Here is a 16,776-nt window from a genome sequence, read left to right as displayed (position 1 = left end):
GTAGAAAGTTATTAATTGAAAATGTTAGTTTAGCTTAACTATATTGCTTTGAATTGGCGCACGCTATTTTGCGCAATACTTTTTAATGGAAAACAAAAATGAAAAAGATTATTGGTTTTAGTGCCATCGCACTTGCAGTTTTAAGTGGTTGTTCAAATACGGCTTCGGTTTCAGTGGCGCCTCAGGCCTCTTTACTATCAGATACGTTAGTCGTAAGTCCTAACGATAACCGCGAATATAAAACACTTAAGCTGGCAAACGACATTGAAGTAATTTTAGTGTCAGATCCAGGTGCTGAAAAATCAGCAGCGGCACTAAGCGTTGGTGTTGGTTTACTGCACGACCCGATGTCGCAGCAAGGTATGGCGCATTATTTAGAGCACATGCTGTTTTTAGGCACAGATCGCTACCCAGACACAAAAGGGTATTCTGATTTTATGACCAAAAATGGTGGCGCGCACAATGCTTACACGTGGCTCGATATTACTAATTACATGTTTAAAATTAATAACGACGCGTTTGATGAAGGGCTAGACCGTTTTGCTGACTTTTTCAAAGCGCCTAAGTTATACCCAGAATACACAGATAAAGAAAAAAATGCAGTAAACGCAGAGTGGTCAATGCGCCGTGAAATGGACTTTTTTGGACAATTTAAACTCGCGCGTAAAATGATGGGCGATCACCCGGCTAATCGCTTTTTAATTGGTAACCTAGAAACCCTTGGCGATAAAGAAAACAGTTCACTTCATAAAGAAACGGTTGATTTTTATAATAAATACTACTCTTCAAATATTATGAAAGTTGCGCTTATTTCTAATTTACCTATTGCTGAAATGGAGCAAAAAGCGCAAAAATACTTTGCTGACATAAAAAATAAAAATATCGAAAAACCAACAGTGACTGCAAAACTTGATTTTGATAACGCTGGCGGAAAACGCGTGTTTTATGCACCAAATGAAGATGTAAAACAGCTGCAACTTGATTTCACCATTGCTAATAATAATAGCGAATTTGCACTTAAACCAAATCGATTTGTAGCGTATTTACTAAGTAATGAAATGCCGGGCAGCCCAGCGCAACTTCTTCGTGATAAAGGGTGGGTGTCTCAGCTTTCTGCTTCAGCTGCACCAAATCAATATGGCAACTACGGTTCGTTAAATGTAAATGTAGAGCTTACCGATGAAGGCATGAAAAATCGTGATGAAATAGTTGCAACTATCATGCAGTACATCGACCTAATTAAAAAAGAAGGTGTTGATAGCAAGTACTTCAACGAAATTCGTACTTCCCTTAATAACCAATTTAAGTTTTTAGAAAAAGGTGATGAATTTAATTATGTAAGCTCACTTACACAAAGTATGCAAGACTATCCGTTAAATCACGCTATTAATGCACCTTATTATTTTGCAAAGTTTGACGCTGACGCTGTAAACAATGTACTTGAGCAGTTAAATGCCGACACCCTTCGTATTTGGTATGTATCGCAGCAAGAAGAGACAGACTCACAACTACACTTTTACGACGGTAAATACCGCATCAGTGATATTAGCGATGATGAAATTGCCAGCTGGAAAAAACCAAGCGAATTTAAGTTAGCACTACCGACTGTAAACAATTTATTGCCTGAAAATTTTGCAATAAAAACGCAAGCATTTAAAGAGCAAAAACACCCAGAGCTTGCTTACGATAAAAATGGTGTAAAAGTATGGCGCCAAGCAAGTCAAAAATTTGCAGAGCAGCCAAAAGGGCTTGTTGAAGTTTATATAAATACTCAACCAGGTTTGAACGATATCAAAGCAGAAGTCCTTTATTCTGTTTGGGCTGATTTATATAATATTCAACAAAGTCAGTTAAGTACCGAAGCAGCAATCGCCGGTATGAGCGTAAGCTTAGCACCGAGTAATGGTCTTGTTTTATCTATGAGTGGTTTTACAGATAAGCAAGATGTATTGCTTAAACAAGCTTTAACCGGATTAAAAGTCGATGAAACAGCACAAGCATTTAGCCAAGCGGTAGATCGTTTTAAACGTAATTTACTAAACCAACAAAAGCAGTTTCCGTATGCACAAGCATTTGGCGAGTATTCAAAACTAACGCGTACAGGTGGCTTTGATACAGATGCGCTTATTAAAGCCGCTGACTCACTGAGTGTTGCCGACTTAGCACAATTAAAAACAGCTACGTTTGCACAAAACGATTTACGTGTATTTAGTTACGGTAACTACGATCAGCAAGATATAGACGCGATTGCACAAGAGTTAAGTGCAACATTACCAAGTAATCATAAGCGCAGTGAATTTGCACGAAGCAAAGCGTGGTTGCCACAACCGGGCGAAACACTGGTACTGCAAAAAGATATTGATGTAGCCGATGTAGCGGTGGTTGATATGACCGTTCATCCTGTTGCGGGTTACAAACAAAAAGCAGAAGCAGCTGTATTACAAAGCCATTTTAGAACAGTTGCGTTTGATAAAATGCGTACTGAGGAGCAACTTGCATACGCAGTAGGTGCGTTAGCTCGCCCAATCGAGGATTACTCAGCAATTGGTTTGTATATTCAAACACCGGTTAAAGGACCAAAAGAAATACAAGCTCGTTTTGATAAATTTAAAAAAGAGTACGCAGTTGAAATTGATAACATGAGCGAAGAGACTTTTGAGCAGCTGAAAAACTCTACCCTTGTATCACTTAAAGAGCAGCCTAAAAACTTAAGTGACGAAATGAGCCCACTTATAAACGATTGGTACCGTGAAAACTTTACCTTTGATTCTAAGCAAAAGCTGATTGATGAAGTTGAAAAAGTAACGCTTGCAGATATAAAAGACTACTATAAGCAAACAATGCTTAATCCTAATGCTGCACGTTTAAATGTGCAATTACGCGGGACTAAGTTTATAGAAAGTGACTTTGCCGATTTACCAAATCAAACTAAAATCACAACGCTTGATGCCTATTACAATGGTATTAAATTACAAAAATAAGCTTTATTTATGTAGCTAAAAATAAACCCCAATGTATTACTACATTGGGGTTTTTATTTATTCAGCTAATTTATGCCATTATCAAAAAGCCTATAACAGCTAATGCCGCAGCAATTAGCGTGTAAGGCAATTGTGTAACGGCATGGCTCATTAAATTACAACCAGAGCCTTGCGCTGCGAGCACCGTTGAATCTGAGTAAAAACACGCTTGGCTACCAAAAGAGGAAGCCGATAATAGCGCACCAATGACCAGTGGTATGTTTGCATCAACCGCATTTGCCAGTGGCATAACAATGGGAATTGATACAGCAAAAATACCCCAGCTAGACCCAGTTGCAAACGCTAAAATAGCCATTGAAATAAATACCACGGCTGGTAAGTATGCCGCGGTCATATAAGGGCTTAAGCTGCCAATAACAAACTGAGGCAAACCAATTAAGTCGCATACATCTTTAAATATAAACGCAGCTATAACAGTACCAATCGCGGGGATCATACTTTTAAAGCCATCAAGCATGCGTTCAATCATTTCACTTACACTCATTAATTTTTGTAGAGCATAAAACGGGAGAGTGACCGCCATTGTTGCTAATAAGCCTTTGTATACGTCTATTTCAAAGTAAACAGTAAATGCAACCAGTAAAATAATCGGCACCAAAAAGTTACGTAATTTACCTTTAGGATCAGCATCTTCAAAGTTTTCTTCTACGGCTTTTACCGCATATTCATCCGCTGTTTGAACGTCATTGTATTGAGCAGGGTCGACTTGAGCTTGCTCAATTTGTGCCATTTGCTCTGCTTTTTTCATTGGACCAATCGCAGGAATAATACCCAGCACAACAAGTAAAACAACAAGCACTGCAAACCACGCATAAAACATATACGGTATGGCTTGGATATAAACTGCAATCCCTTTGCCTTCTTCAGCAATACCGTTATCTACGAGTAAGCCTCCAAAAAAAACCGCCCAGGTAGATAAAGGGACAAGTACACAAATTGGTGCAGCAGTAGAGTCTACAACATAGGCAAGCATCTCACGGCTCACTTTAAATTTATCGGTAATGCGTTTCATGGTTTCACCCACGGTAAGCGCATTTAAGTAGTCATCAATAAAAATAACTACACCCAAACAAAAGGTCATAAACAAAGATGAACGCTTACCTTTAGTGTATTTAAGGGCTAACTTGCCAAAAGCCGATGCGCCACCTGTGCGCACTAATAGCGCGATTAAAGCACCAAAGCCACCACATACAAGTATTAGCCAGCCGATGGTTTCGTCTGTCATCACTTTTAGCGATGTACTCGCAAAGTTAGTAAGTACCTGTGCAGGATCGGCGATAACTAAACCAACTAAAGCACCAATAAGTAAAGATAAAATAGGGCGGCGTAATACAACAGCCAATACAACTACCACCAAAGGTGGCAGTAAACTTAACGCAGAAGGTTCAAGCATTTAAGTATTCACAAAATTAAAAGCATGTATAAAAATTACAATAGTATTAATTTTTAAACTGCTTATACAAAAACAAAGAAGATGATAAGTTTGTTGTAAAATCATCTTCCAAGTCACTGCTTTTGTACGCGAGGGAGGGACACATAAACAGTTATGTTAAATAGCAGCTTAAGTGAAACGCGTTGGCTTTGGCGCCAGACGGTGCAAGGAGTGCAAACCGCTATTGTTGTGCCTGTAAAAACATCGGCGCAAAAATAATCTGCTTTTTAATTTCAGTCAACAAAAAGTTACATGCAAAACAAAGTTTTTTAAAGGAGCTTACATTGAACGCTGTATTTAAAACAAATCGACTGTTGTTGCGCCATGCAAATGAGCTTGATGCAGCTATTTTACTTAAGCTAGTTAATCAGGCGAGTTTCATAGAGCATATTGGTGATAAAGCAATCTATACCCTTGATGATGCCAAGTCGTACATTATAGGGCCTGTTTATCTTTCGAGGTTAAATTTGCAGCAGTATGTTTGGTATTTAGGCAAGGCAGAGCCTATGTAGTGTGGTTATTCCCCATAAATAGGCGATAACACAGCATAAATGCCAAACATGCGCTGCCCGAAGGGTTCTACCTAGGGGCAATTAACTCTTTGTTGCTCGGTTTTTACTTAGCCCACTAGGTTATAAACCTCACGCCGCGATTAAATCGCCCCTAGATTGAACAAATTTTAATCCTGAAAGGTCAACAGGCCCTAGTCATTTATTGCTTCTCATGTACGCCAAGGCTTTGGGCCTTACATTATTACTTTGCATAATGCTGTAGTGGTTGGCGTTGTTGGGTTTTATAAACGCGCCGCGTTACTGCAACCTGATTTAGGTTTTGCACTTGTAAGCGGTTTTGAAAAAAAGGGTTATGTTTTTGAAGCGGCCAGCGCACTTTTGCAACATAAGCATGAATTTGGAATTACAAAACTGTGTGCAATAACATCACCAGATAATAGGGCATCGCAGAATGTGTTGTTAAAATTGGGTTTTAAAATAGAGGGCAAGGCGGTTATCAATGATGACAAAACCGCCGTGATTATATTGTCACTTAACGATTAAAGTCTTGCTTGTTCTATTTGTTTTGCAACATTTAGGTTTATATTTAGCCATGTTGCTTCAAGTGTTGAAACTAAACCGTCATAGCCATCATCATCAATAGGGACCAATTGCGAAAAATTATTAATACTTATAAGGCGTCGGCCTGTTTCAGGGTGTGTGTAATATAAACGCCAAAGCCCAGAAATATCAGCGTTACCTTGCATATCGCCATTAAAGTGGTGAATTTCGTATTCAAGCTCATAAAACGTTTGTTGATCAAGTTCAGTAATGACCGGTAAGCCTTTTATTACCATCCAGTTGGGCATAGCATTAAAAAGTGTTTGCTGGGCTGTTGCAGTAAGCATTACATCCGGCGATTCGCCCCACAGGTTATAATTTGCAGCATGAATTTGGTTGCTATCTATTTTCATAGCAATGCCCAAATTATTTAAAGCGCCTCTAAGTACAACAGTTTGTATTCTTAGTTGCGCATCTGTATCTGCAACGTTTCGAGACGATGCACCTATAGGCTGCTCAAACTGGTAATACTGTGTCGCAGTTTGTATTGATGAACTACAACCTGCCAATAGTAATAATAAACTTGCAGTTAAAAATAACGATTTCATTATTGCTTCCTTGGTTTTGGATCTGCTGGTAATGATTTATCAAAAATTAGCATATTAGGTTGCTCGTTTAATCCGCGAGTTAGAGGCTGTAGGCCCTCACTTAAACGTTTAAACTCTTTTAATGTTTGCTGTATTTGATGATGAAGTTCAGAACCGGCTTGGTAACTGGCCATGGTTTTATCAAATTGGCGCATAGTGACTTCAAACTGCTCCATGCTTTTTGTCATCTTTTCGAAATTACGGTTAAAGTCGCCAGGTAAGTTTTGTGTATCTTTTTGGCTTAGCAGCTCTCGCATTTCATTAGCAAGCGCTCGGTAATCGGTAAATGTAGCTTGCATTTGTGCCAAGCTATCTTCAACTTTTAAGTTATTTACCTTATTAAGTACGTCAGAAACTTGATCTGCTAATACAGTTATACCGCTTGAAATACTCGGAAAAACATCATACTGCACAAGTTTACCTAGGTGCGCTTCTGGCGCGTCGGGGTATATATCAAAATCTACATACACAGCACCCGTTAATAAATTACCGGGCTTTAATGAGGCGCGCATACCACTTTCAATCCAGCCCTTTAAACTGCCTTGCCAATACTCTTTTGCTGAAGCACTGTCATGATACAAGCGTCCGTATTCTACTTTTATAAGCACTGGAACCGCCGTATTATGGTTTCTAAAGTGGGCAGGTTTACCGTCAATAATTACATTGGCAGGGGTTTCAACAACAGTACCTACACGCATACCTCTGTATTCGACAGGTGCACCTGTGCGTAGTCCTCGAACTGACTGTTCAAATTCAATTAGGTAGTAATCAAAATCATAAAAGCGCTCTTCTAACGCCTCTTTATAGCTTTGGCTTAATGAAAAGCTATGCCCATCTTGTGCTATTTCACCCGGGGCCTGTTGTTCAGGTAAACCAACCGAAATACCGCCTTTTAATAGTTTACTCAAAGAGCCCGTATTAATATTGATACCATCGGCAGATAGGTCAATTTCAATTCCTGCGTTCACCCAAAATATTGAGTTCATGGTGATCAGATTTTGATAAGGGGCTTTAATAAATACGCCATACTTCATTGCTTGGTTTTCCCAATCAAAAGTGGCGGTTTCTATTTGCCCTATTTTATAATTTTTGAAGAATATACCGGTGCTTACATCAAGTACTTCAGCGTTGTAACTCATTAATTTAAAACGACCACCTTTCACATCTTTACCAATGAGGGCGGGTTCATCTTGTAACTTAAAACGCTCTTTTAGTTCTTTACTTTCACCGGGTGAAAACTCTAAATATACACCAGACAATAACGTACTCATCCCGCTAATACCTGTTTCATCAATGCGTGGTTTTACGACCCAAATTTTGGCATCGTCAGTCAGTAGCTCGTTGTAATTTTTATCTATTTGCGCGCGAGCAATTACGCTGTCTTGCGTGTCGGATAGCCGAACATGATCAATTTGACCTATTTTTACACTGCGCACTTTTATTTCAGTCTTACCTGCAATAATACCTTCTGCTTGTGGCATTTCGATAAAAATAGTAGGGCCTTTATTAGCTTGGTATTGGTATAGCATCCACATGCCCACTAACAGCGCAATTGCCGGAATGATCCAGATAGCGGAAATTTTCGGTTCTTTTGTTATTTCGGCGGTTTCGGTCATGCTTTGTTCTCTGATTTTTTGTTTTTAGGGGAATCCCACAATAAGCGTGGGTCAAAGGCATGGGCAGCCATCATTTGGCATATTACCATAACTGTAAAAAATACAATGCCTAATCCTGGCGTTACTGACATTAAATTACCCAGTTGAACTAAGGCCACTAAAATAGCAACCACGAATACATCTATCATCGACCATTTACCAATAAACTCAGTCAGTTGATAAATTCGGGTGTAACTTTTTGTATGTTTATTGGCAGGCCTTGTAACCATAAAGCATAGAAAGCTCAATACAAAAGCTTTAGCAAGTGGCACCACAACGCTGGCTAAAAATATAATAGCGGCAATAGGGTAGGAGCCACTTTTCCAAAGAGTAATAACACCACCAATTAAAGTCGAAGGGGATTCATCCCCAAGGCTAGTGGTGTGCATAATAGGTAAAACATTTGCTGGAATATAACAAACAACAGAAGTAATTAGCCAAGCTGCTGCTTTTTGTACGCTATAAGGATTTCTAACGTGTGTTTTTGTATGGCAACGCTGGCAAATATTACCGGTACATAGTTGATGGCACACATGGCAGGCTTTAATATTTTCATCTATTGCACGTTTAGCATGCTCTGCGCCTTCGAGTACTTTTACAGGCTTTATTTGAGCCCATAAGCGTGGGCGATTTAAGTGAACAAGTGCAGCTATGTATAAAATAACAAACCCCACATAAGCCCAAAAACTCGTGCCGAAGCTAATATCAGCCAGCGACATGATTTTAACCATACTAACAAGTACGCCAATTAAAAATATTTCCGACATAATCCAAGGCTCTAACGCCAAAGTGAACTTTAGTAGTCGCCTTGCAATGCTCTCTGGTAATGCTTTTAAAAGCCCAAGATGCAAAGGAATTAAAATAACAAGCAAACCCATGGGCAGGGCAATAATGCTCAAATCAATAAATAAGCCAAGTAGCTCACTATCATAATTAAACAAAATTCGAGCCGCGTCGGGCAGTGTAATAGTTTGAGTTATACCGCTACTACTAAATGAAATAAAAGGGTAAAACATACTGCTGAGCAACATTAATAGTGCGCTAAAGCTTAGTGCAACTATGCGACTGTCGTGATTAACATCGGCTTCGCAAAGTTTATGGTGACAATGTGGGCATATCGCCATTTGTTTTGCGATTATGCGAGGTATATCTATGATCAGATCGCAGCAGGGGCAGACAGTTTGCAATTTAATACCAAGCAAGAAGAATATTTCTTCAATTTTGCTATATTTAATACATTAATACAACGCGTTCTGCCATCAAGCTGCACGTTATATAAAGGAAGCGTGTGAAATATTATTTGTACTGCATACTAATGTGGCTCTTTATTTGTTCGCAAAATGCTGTGGCTATTAATAAAGAGCGAGAAGTAATTATCGCCGCGAGCGCATCAATTCCGCCCTATGTTTTTGAAAAAACAGACTCGGGTATACACCTAGGTTTAATCAAAGCCGCGTTAAAGGCTAATGGATTTGCCAATATTAATGTGCAAGATATGTCGAATAAACGCGCTGAGCATCAATTGCATAATAAAGGAGTAGATATACTTTTAAATTATGCAGGAGGAAGTAGTCCATGTATTTACCCAAGTAAACCGGTACTTAGTTATGAAAATGTAGCCATCACACTCAAGCGAAATAAATATAATATTGATGAAATAGAAGGCATGTTTAATAAAAACGTCCTTGCTTTTCAAAATGCAACTGCATATCTGCCTTCTATATTTAAAAGTAATGTTAAACACTTTAGCTCATATCAAGAGGTTATTAATCAAAAGGCGCAGGTAGATAAGCTGTTAAAAGGTTGGGTGGATGTAATTGTGTTAGATAAGCGTATTTTTTACTATTACTACAATCAACATAAATCACCCGAAGCTGTGCAAATTTACACTTTATTTCCAAAAGCAGAGCGACCTGCTTATTTTAATAACCTCTCTTTAGCTACTGAGTTTGATATAGGTTTGGCGCTCATCAAGCAAAACGGTACTTATAAAAGAATTGTTGATGAAGGCCAAACCCATTCATCAATCAAATAACGCCACTGTTTGACGTGTAAGCGCTATTAGCTCACCGGATTGTGACCATATACAGCCATCTTCTAAACCATAGCCATCTTTTGAATGATGAGTGATTGCTTCAAAGCCAAGCCATTCGCCAGGTGATAAGTTTGGCTCTTGTACAAACTCTAAATACCATGACATGCTACTAGCTGGAGCGGGTTGTTTAAACATTTGTAATAACGTAGGTGGCCATGCATCTGTTAATGCAATTACATGCGCTTCAGTTATTTGTTCGGGCGTATGTTTAAAGCGCATCCATCCCCCTAAGTGAGACGTTTCTGCGCTGCTAAATGGCATGGCACCTTGTTGAGGGCATAAATCAACATGTTGAAAAAATTCAGGCATCTGGCCTTTAATAAAAGGTAGAGTATGGCGCTCGTCTACCGGTTTTAACCCTAAAGACTTTGAAACAGGCACATTTACACCCGACTCTCTACTTTTAGCAAAACACGCTTGTACAATTACACACACTTGTTCATTTTGAATGGCTTTGGCGAGTACCTGTGTGCTGCTTTTACCTTGTCGTAATATTTCTACCGATAACGAAAAAGGAGTATCAGCTAGTAATGGCCCTACAAAATTTGTACTGAGTGAGAGTAGGCGACGATCATTGGATACTTTTCCTCTGATAGCTTGATACAACAGTGCGGCTGAGAGCCCACCAAAAGCAGTTCTGCCTTGGCACCAGTTTTCTGGAAATTGCATTGTGCTAGTTAATTGTTCGGTATTGTCTGAACTTCCAATTTTTGCAGCTTGGAGAAGTAATTGTTCAAAATGCATGAAGATGTCCTTTTATAGTGCGATTTAATAAATTTATAACACAACCAAACTAGTCAGACCAGTAATTAAAAACGTCTCTGGCGGTGCAAAAATCACCATTCCTTACAATTATTAGGGTTATTTTGTAAATAAATCACAAAAAATGGATTTTTTTTCATTTTTACAGTTGAAATAAGTTTGGCGCATCCCTATTTACTATGTCATCGAACGTATTAACGAATATTGAAGTTGGAGAAGTTTCATGGGTAAAATTATTGGAATCGATTTAGGTACTACAAACTCTTGTGTTGCAGTACTTGATGGTGGCAAAGCACGTGTTATTGAAAACGCGGAAGGCGATCGCACAACCCCGTCTATTATTGCTTACACGCAAGACGGCGAAACATTAGTAGGTCAATCTGCTAAGCGTCAAGCGGTTACTAACCCGACAAACACATTATTTGCAATCAAGCGTTTAATTGGTCGTCGTTTTGAAGACGAAGAAGTACAACGCGATATCGGCATTATGCCGTTTAAAATCATCAAAGCTGATAACGGCGATGCATGGGTAGAAGCGGGTGGCGAAAAACGCGCTGCACCACAAATTTCTGCTGAAGTACTGAAAAAAATGAAGAAAACGGCAGAGGACTTCTTAGGTGAAGAAGTAACTGAAGCTGTAATCACAGTACCTGCATACTTTAACGATTCACAACGTCAAGCAACGAAAGATGCTGGCCGTATTGCGGGTCTTGAAGTTAAACGTATTATCAATGAGCCAACTGCTGCGGCACTTGCTTACGGTATGGATAAAAACCGTGGCGAAAACATCGTTGCAGTATATGACTTAGGTGGCGGTACTTTCGATTTATCAATCATTGAAATTGATGAAGTTGAAGGCGAGCACACTTTTGAAGTACTTGCTACAAACGGTGATACTCACTTAGGTGGTGAAGATTTCGATAACCGTGTAATCAACTACTTAGTAGCTGAATTCAAGAAAGATCAAGGTTTAGACTTAAAAACTGATCCTCTTGCAATGCAACGTGTTAAAGAAGCTGCTGAAAAAGCAAAAATTGAACTGTCATCTGCACAATCAACTGAAGTAAACCTTCCGTATGTAACTGCTGATGCATCTGGTCCTAAGCACATGAACGTGAAACTAACACGTGCTAAGCTTGAATCACTAGTTGAAGATTTAGTAACTAAATCTCTAGAGCCACTTAAACGTGCACTTGCTGATGCTGATTTATCAGTAAGCGACATCAACGATATTATTCTTGTTGGTGGCCAAACACGTATGCCTTTAGTACAAAAAACAGTTGCTGATTTCTTCGGTAAAGAACCACGTAAAGACGTAAACCCTGATGAAGCAGTTGCAGTAGGCGCAGCGATTCAAGGTGGTGTACTTGCTGGTGACGTCAAAGATGTACTATTACTAGACGTTTCTCCATTATCTCTTGGTATTGAGACAATGGGTTCAGTAATGACAGCATTAATTGAGAAAAACACGACGATTCCTACTAAGAAATCGCAAACATTCTCAACAGCTGAAGATAACCAATCTGCTGTAACAATTCACGTGTTACAAGGTGAGCGTAAACGTTCAAGCGACAATAAATCTCTAGGTCAATTTAACCTAGAAGGTATTCGCCCAGCACAACGTGGTACACCGCAAATCGAAGTAACATTCGATGTTGATGCCGATGGTATCTTACATGTATCTGCAAAAGATAAAGATACAGGTAAAGAGCAAAAAATCACAATTCAAGCATCTTCAGGCCTAAGCGATGAAGAAGTTGAAAAAATGGTTCGTGATGCAGAAGCACATGCTGAAGAAGACAAAAAGTTTGAAGAACTTGTAGCTGCTCGTAACCAAGCTGATGCTCTAGTACACGGTACTCGTAAGCAAATTGAAGAAGCTGGCGATGCATTACCAAGCGAAGACAAAGAAGCGATTGAAGCGGCTGTTGTAGATTTAGAAGCTGCTATTAAGAGCGACAACAAAGAAGAGATTGAAGCTAAAACTCAAGCTCTTGCTGAAAAGTCTCAAAAACTAATGGAAATTGCACAAGCGAAAGCACAGCAAGGTTCAGCAGATGCAGGCGAGCAACAGCAATCAGCTAAGCAAGACGACGACGTTGTTGATGCAGAGTTCGAAGAAGTGAAAGACGACAAGTAATTGTTGCTAACGCTTCTCGCTAGCCAAAAACACTTAACTCAATCGAGTGTTTAGGTTAGGATGAACAATTGAGGCGCGCGAGCAATAGCTTGTCGCGCCTTTTGCATGTATTTAAGGTTTGAAAATTCAATGATAAATCGATGCGATTTATCGGTTTATCCAGCAGCTCACGCTGCAAACAGAAAAGAGTAGTGTGATAGATATGTCAAAACGCGATTATTACGAAGCCCTCGGCGTAAGCAAAGATGCGAGTGAGCGAGACATAAAAAAAGCGTATAAACGCTTAGCGATGAAATATCATCCAGATCGTACCGCAGGCGATAAAGAGCTTGAAACTAAATTTAAAGAAGTTAAAGAAGCTTACGAGATTTTAACTGATCCTCAAAAACGCCAAATGTATGACCAACATGGTCACGCGGCATTTGAACAGGGCGGTGGCGGTGGTCATGGCGGCTTTGGTGGCGGTCATGGCGATTTTGGTGATGTATTTGGTGACGTATTTGGCGATATTTTTGGTGGCGGCGGTGGTCGACGTCAATCTCGTCAACAACGTGGTTCTGACTTACGTTACAACATGGACTTGAGCTTAGAAGAAGCGGTTCGTGGTAAAGAAGTTGAAATTAAAGTACCAACATGGGTGGGTTGTGAGCCATGTGATGGCAGTGGTGCTAAAGCAGGTTCTAAGCCTAAAACATGTACTACGTGTCATGGTGCTGGCCAAGTACAAATGCGCCAAGGTTTCTTTGCTGTTCAGCAAACGTGTCCAACGTGTCAGGGACAAGGTCAGATTATTTCAGACCCTTGTAACAAATGTCATGGTCAAGGCCGCGTAGAAAAAACTAAAACGCTTTCAGTTAAAATTCCAGCTGGCGTTGATACTGGAGACCGTATCCGCTTAACGGGTGAAGGTGAAGCCGGAATGCACGGCGCGCCATCTGGCGACTTGTACGTGCAAGTATCTGTTCGCGAACATGAAATATTTGTGCGTGAAGCAAATAATTTATACTGTGAAGTACCAATTAGCTTTACAACAGCAGGTCTTGGTGGCGAAATTCAGGTGCCAACACTTGATGGTCGTGCAAAACTTAAAATACCTTCTGAAACGCAAACGGGCAAAATGTTCCGTATGCGTGGCAAAGGCGTTAAGTCTGTTCGAAGTGGTGCCCAAGGCGATCTAATTTGTAAGGTAGTAATCGAAACGCCAGTTAATTTAAACGAGCGTCAACGTGAACTACTGCAAGAGTTAGATGAAAGTATGGGTACAGATAGCTCGAAAAATCGTCCCAAAGAGCAAGGCTTTTTTGACGGTGTTAAAAAGTTTTTTGATGATTTGACCAAGTAAATTTAAATTATTATTAATAATGAAACGGCGCTTTTTAGCGTCGTTTTTTTTGCTTTAAATTTTATTTTTGTTACTGTTAAAAAAAAACACGATTCAATAGTATGACCCCAGCAATCGAATTACTTAAAAAACAAAAAATCCCCTTTGAAGTACTCAGTTACGATCACGATGCAGGTAATAGTCAATATGGGCTTGAAGCTGTTGAAAAGTTAAATTTAGATAGCGCCCAAGTATATAAAACTCTCGTTCTTGAAACGCATGAAAGGCAGCTAATTGTTGCTGTTACTCCTGTGTCGCAACAAGTTAACTTAAAACAGTTGGCAAAATTATGTGGTGCCAAAAAAGTAGCAATGGCTGCCCCGCAAAAAGTTCAAGCTAGCACTGGTTATATTTTAGGTGGAGTAAGTCCACTTGGGCAAAAAAAACGCTTAGCTACGTTTATTCATAGTAGTGCTTCACTTTTTGATACTATTTATGTGAGCGCTGGAAAGCGAGGTTTAGAAATCGCACTCTCCCCAACTAATTTAGCGGCGTTAACTAGCGCTAAATTTGGCGATTTATAGCCTTTATTTTTAAAATTACTCTCCATAAAGGCAATTAACTCAAGTTAAGCAATTTGCTCAATACCTTATTTGTAACTACATTGAGAGTATCTTTATACCGTTAATATTTAATACCAAACGGTATTACACATTTTGTATACGGCTGTTTGTATGAACCTTTTAGATGTAGATTATTTTGCAATACTGGTGGCTGCACTGTCTTCTTTTATGCTTGGCGGCATATGGTACTCAAAAGCACTCTTTAAAAACGCTTGGCTAGAAAGTATTGGCTTAACTGACCTTGATTTACAATCAGCCAATCCTAAGTTGATATTTGGCGGCAGCTTCTTTTTAGTATTTATAGCGGCTTTAATGTTGTCTCTATTTTTAGGTAAAGACGCAAGCTTAGTTGAGTGTATAGGAACAGGCTTTGTAATCGGCTTTTTTTGGATCAGTAGTTCACTAGGATTAAGTTATATATTTGAGCAACGCCCTTTAAAGCTATTTTTAATTAATGGGAGTTACTGTATTTTACAGTTTTCGTTAATGGGGCTTATTTTAGGTATTTGGCCGTAAGGGTTGAGTAGCCGTTAATGCCTGGTTTGATTCTTACCTGAGAGTAGAGTAGGTTTATATAATCGTATTTACATGATTTGGTAGCGGTATTAATGAAAATATTAGTAGTTGATGATATGCCACTCATGCGTCATGTTTTAATTAATATGCTAAGAAAGTTGGAGTATTGCAATATCGTTGAAGCTACAGATGGATTACAAGCTTTGGCTTTATTACGTGACCAGCATTTCGATTTGGTTATTACAGATCTTCATATGCCAAAAATGGATGGCGTTGATTTACTCACAAACATTCGAAAAGACAGAGCCCTTGCTGATATTCCTGTGTTGATGGTTACCTGTGAGGATAGTACAGATAAAGTTAAGCAAGTTATTGCAGCTAAAGTATCGGGGTTTATAATCAAACCTTTTAATATGAATGTACTATCATCTCAATTAAACCGCTTCTTTTTCAAAGATTAGGTTATATTTTCATTATCATTAAATTATTATGAGCTCACTTTAGTATCCATACCGCAAAAAATTTTAAAACCCAGTGGTCACCTTTACCCACCTAATACAAATGAGCAATAATACCTAATCATTTTGCGAGGCTAAATGTGTCGCTCCCTGTGTTAAAAAATTCTCATTTAGAACAGTTAAATAGCGAATTTTCGCCTAGCTATCAACACGTTTTTCTACCCTCAAATAGATCACTTAATTAAACGAATTGCTATAAACTGGTATCATAAAGAATAATTTTTTATATAGTACTGAAGGACTTAATGGCAAAACCTAATAAAAAAGGCCCAACTAAAACGGTCGATATTTTTTGCTCTGCTTGTAAAGCTTCCTTATTTAAATATCGAAAAGGAGGCAAAGGAGCATTAGTTAAGTGTTTTAAAGAGCGTATTAGTCAAGACTTTACACAAGAGCCCTGTATTTGTCCTAACTGCAGTCGGCCTTTTGCCCGAGAAGCGATTATTCGTGGTGCACCTGCCTATAAAATAATTGGTGGCAAAGTAACGTTTAAATAATTCAGATACAGTAAAATTTCTTCATACGGACATATGGCCTTGTTAGAATTTACCATATTGATAGAATCGCTCGGTTTGCTGTTTCAATGAATGAAAAAATACCCTCCCCATGGAACGGGCCAGTTTATTGGGTTATTTAAAAATGGATAAAGGATAGTTTCGTGATAGCACTCTTATTTGACATCATAGGTATGACAGGTACTTTTTTAGTAGTTGGTTCATTTTTCTTACTGCAGCTAGGAAAAACGTCTCCATCTAGCCTAACGTATAATATGATGAATTTAACAGGGGCGATTTTGTTGTTAATTAGCCTTTGCTATAACTTTAATTTAGCGAGCTTTGTGATAGAAATATTTTGGATAGCTGCTTCATTAATTGGTTTATACAAATACCTAAAAAACAGATCAGCTTTAGCTACAAATTAATAACGTATTAATTTTGTTCTAAACCTTAAACACTGCAAGCACAACTGTTTGC

General features: G+C 38.9%; 16 protein-coding genes. 11 read left to right on the top strand and 5 right to left on the bottom strand.

Annotated elements, in window-relative coordinates:
• Positions 1 to 98: 98 nt before the first annotated feature.
• Positions 99 to 2,981 carry an insulinase family protein gene (locus H5118_RS00225; RefSeq protein WP_182747295.1) on the top strand — a complete coding sequence of 961 codons (2,883 nt, stop codon included), beginning with the start codon at positions 99 to 101 and terminating at the stop codon, positions 2,979 to 2,981.
• A gap of 70 nt (positions 2,982 to 3,051) precedes the next feature.
• Here the strand turns inward: H5118_RS00225 and H5118_RS00220 are convergent, their stop codons facing one another.
• Positions 3,052 to 4,434, bottom strand: coding sequence for a Na+/H+ antiporter NhaC family protein (locus tag H5118_RS00220; RefSeq protein ID WP_024604188.1), 1,383 nt, complete (start codon positions 4,432 to 4,434; stop codon positions 3,052 to 3,054).
• A gap of 323 nt (positions 4,435 to 4,757) precedes the next feature.
• On the opposite strand from H5118_RS00220, the gene H5118_RS00215 reads away from it, so the two are divergent.
• Together H5118_RS00215 and H5118_RS00210 are read left to right on the top strand one after the other, a co-directional pair.
• A complete protein-coding gene (locus tag H5118_RS00215) occupies positions 4,758 to 4,985 on the top strand; it encodes a hypothetical protein (protein WP_370626123.1) in 228 nt (75 codons plus the stop codon).
• 201 nt (positions 4,986 to 5,186) lie between these two features.
• A complete protein-coding gene (locus H5118_RS00210) occupies positions 5,187 to 5,528 on the top strand; it encodes a GNAT family N-acetyltransferase (protein WP_310736084.1) in 342 nt (113 codons plus the stop codon).
• Here the strand turns inward: H5118_RS00210 and H5118_RS00205 are convergent.
• From H5118_RS00205 to H5118_RS00195, 3 genes are read right to left on the bottom strand one after another with little or no spacing between them, the layout of a single operon-like run.
• Positions 5,525 to 6,133, bottom strand: coding sequence for a PqiC family protein (locus H5118_RS00205; RefSeq protein ID WP_024595769.1), 609 nt, complete (start codon positions 6,131 to 6,133; stop codon positions 5,525 to 5,527). The two genes, H5118_RS00210 and H5118_RS00205, sit on opposite strands and share 4 nt — an antisense overlap.
• Positions 6,133 to 7,788: an intermembrane transport protein PqiB gene (gene pqiB, locus H5118_RS00200; protein WP_002959056.1), complete on the bottom strand. Its 1,656-nt coding sequence runs from the start codon at positions 7,786 to 7,788 to the stop codon at positions 6,133 to 6,135. The genes H5118_RS00205 and pqiB overlap by 1 nt, the downstream gene beginning before the upstream one ends.
• Positions 7,785 to 8,951 carry a paraquat-inducible protein A gene (locus H5118_RS00195; protein ID WP_024595565.1) on the bottom strand — a complete coding sequence of 389 codons (1,167 nt, stop codon included), beginning with the start codon at positions 8,949 to 8,951 and terminating at the stop codon, positions 7,785 to 7,787. Before H5118_RS00195 ends, pqiB begins: the two co-directional genes overlap by 4 nt.
• Positions 8,952 to 9,115: 164 nt before the next feature.
• Between H5118_RS00195 and H5118_RS00190 the strand changes: the two genes are divergently transcribed.
• Positions 9,116 to 9,862, top strand: coding sequence for an ABC transporter substrate-binding protein (locus H5118_RS00190; protein ID WP_182747294.1), 747 nt, complete (start codon positions 9,116 to 9,118; stop codon positions 9,860 to 9,862).
• Here the strand turns inward: H5118_RS00190 and H5118_RS00185 are convergent.
• Positions 9,851 to 10,666, bottom strand: a complete 816-nt coding sequence (locus H5118_RS00185; protein ID WP_024595563.1) for a thioesterase family protein — start codon at positions 10,664 to 10,666, stop codon at positions 9,851 to 9,853. The genes H5118_RS00190 and H5118_RS00185 overlap by 12 nt on opposite strands.
• A gap of 241 nt (positions 10,667 to 10,907) precedes the next feature.
• Here H5118_RS00185 and dnaK point away from each other — a divergent pair, with 241 nt between their 5' ends.
• From dnaK to H5118_RS00150, 7 genes are all read left to right on the top strand, one after another.
• The gene (dnaK, locus tag H5118_RS00180; protein ID WP_182747293.1) at positions 10,908 to 12,824 is read left to right on the top strand and encodes a molecular chaperone DnaK; all 1,917 of its coding nucleotides are present in this window, start codon (positions 10,908 to 10,910) and stop codon (positions 12,822 to 12,824) included.
• 202 nt (positions 12,825 to 13,026) lie between these two features.
• Entirely contained in the window at positions 13,027 to 14,166 is a 1,140-nt protein-coding gene (gene dnaJ / locus H5118_RS00175; RefSeq protein ID WP_002959065.1) for a molecular chaperone DnaJ, read from the top strand.
• A 101-nt stretch (positions 14,167 to 14,267) separates the two neighbouring features.
• Positions 14,268 to 14,729, top strand: coding sequence for a Cys-tRNA(Pro) deacylase (ybaK, locus tag H5118_RS00170; RefSeq protein WP_182716874.1), 462 nt, complete (start codon positions 14,268 to 14,270; stop codon positions 14,727 to 14,729).
• Positions 14,730 to 14,879: 150 nt separating this feature from the next.
• Complete coding sequence (locus H5118_RS00165) at positions 14,880 to 15,284, top strand: DUF1761 domain-containing protein (protein ID WP_002959069.1); 405 nt, start codon at positions 14,880 to 14,882, stop codon at positions 15,282 to 15,284.
• A 92-nt stretch (positions 15,285 to 15,376) separates the two neighbouring features.
• Complete coding sequence (locus H5118_RS00160; protein ID WP_024595560.1) at positions 15,377 to 15,745, top strand: response regulator; 369 nt, start codon at positions 15,377 to 15,379, stop codon at positions 15,743 to 15,745.
• A gap of 302 nt (positions 15,746 to 16,047) precedes the next feature.
• Positions 16,048 to 16,299, top strand: coding sequence for a hypothetical protein (locus tag H5118_RS00155; RefSeq protein ID WP_024595559.1), 252 nt, complete (start codon positions 16,048 to 16,050; stop codon positions 16,297 to 16,299).
• 161 nt (positions 16,300 to 16,460) lie between these two features.
• The gene (locus H5118_RS00150; RefSeq protein ID WP_024595558.1) at positions 16,461 to 16,724 is read left to right on the top strand and encodes a CBU_0592 family membrane protein; all 264 of its coding nucleotides are present in this window, start codon (positions 16,461 to 16,463) and stop codon (positions 16,722 to 16,724) included.
• Positions 16,725 to 16,776: the final 52 nt, after the last annotated feature.

This window comes from Pseudoalteromonas sp. SR41-1 (assembly GCF_014164015.1).
Taxonomy (GTDB): Bacteria; Pseudomonadota; Gammaproteobacteria; order Enterobacterales; family Alteromonadaceae; genus Pseudoalteromonas; species Pseudoalteromonas distincta.
This window is presented reverse-complemented; position numbering and strand designations above follow the sequence as displayed.

Coding starts and splice junctions, on each gene's coding strand:
- H5118_RS00225 (WP_182747295.1), top strand. CDS start 99: ATGAAAAAGATTATTGGTTTTAGTGCCATCGCACTTGCAGTTTTAAGT.
- H5118_RS00220 (WP_024604188.1), bottom strand. CDS start 4,434: ATGCTTGAACCTTCTGCGTTAAGTTTACTGCCACCTTTGGTGGTAGTT.
- H5118_RS00205 (WP_024595769.1), bottom strand. CDS start 6,133: ATGAAATCGTTATTTTTAACTGCAAGTTTATTATTACTATTGGCAGGT.
- pqiB (WP_002959056.1), bottom strand. CDS start 7,788: ATGACCGAAACCGCCGAAATAACAAAAGAACCGAAAATTTCCGCTATC.
- H5118_RS00195 (WP_024595565.1), bottom strand. CDS start 8,951: ATGGCGATATGCCCACATTGTCACCATAAACTTTGCGAAGCCGATGTT.
- H5118_RS00185 (WP_024595563.1), bottom strand. CDS start 10,666: ATGCATTTTGAACAATTACTTCTCCAAGCTGCAAAAATTGGAAGTTCA.
- dnaK (WP_182747293.1), top strand. CDS start 10,908: ATGGGTAAAATTATTGGAATCGATTTAGGTACTACAAACTCTTGTGTT.
- dnaJ (WP_002959065.1), top strand. CDS start 13,027: ATGTCAAAACGCGATTATTACGAAGCCCTCGGCGTAAGCAAAGATGCG.
- ybaK (WP_182716874.1), top strand. CDS start 14,268: ATGACCCCAGCAATCGAATTACTTAAAAAACAAAAAATCCCCTTTGAA.
- H5118_RS00165 (WP_002959069.1), top strand. CDS start 14,880: ATGAACCTTTTAGATGTAGATTATTTTGCAATACTGGTGGCTGCACTG.
- H5118_RS00160 (WP_024595560.1), top strand. CDS start 15,377: ATGAAAATATTAGTAGTTGATGATATGCCACTCATGCGTCATGTTTTA.
- H5118_RS00155 (WP_024595559.1), top strand. CDS start 16,048: ATGGCAAAACCTAATAAAAAAGGCCCAACTAAAACGGTCGATATTTTT.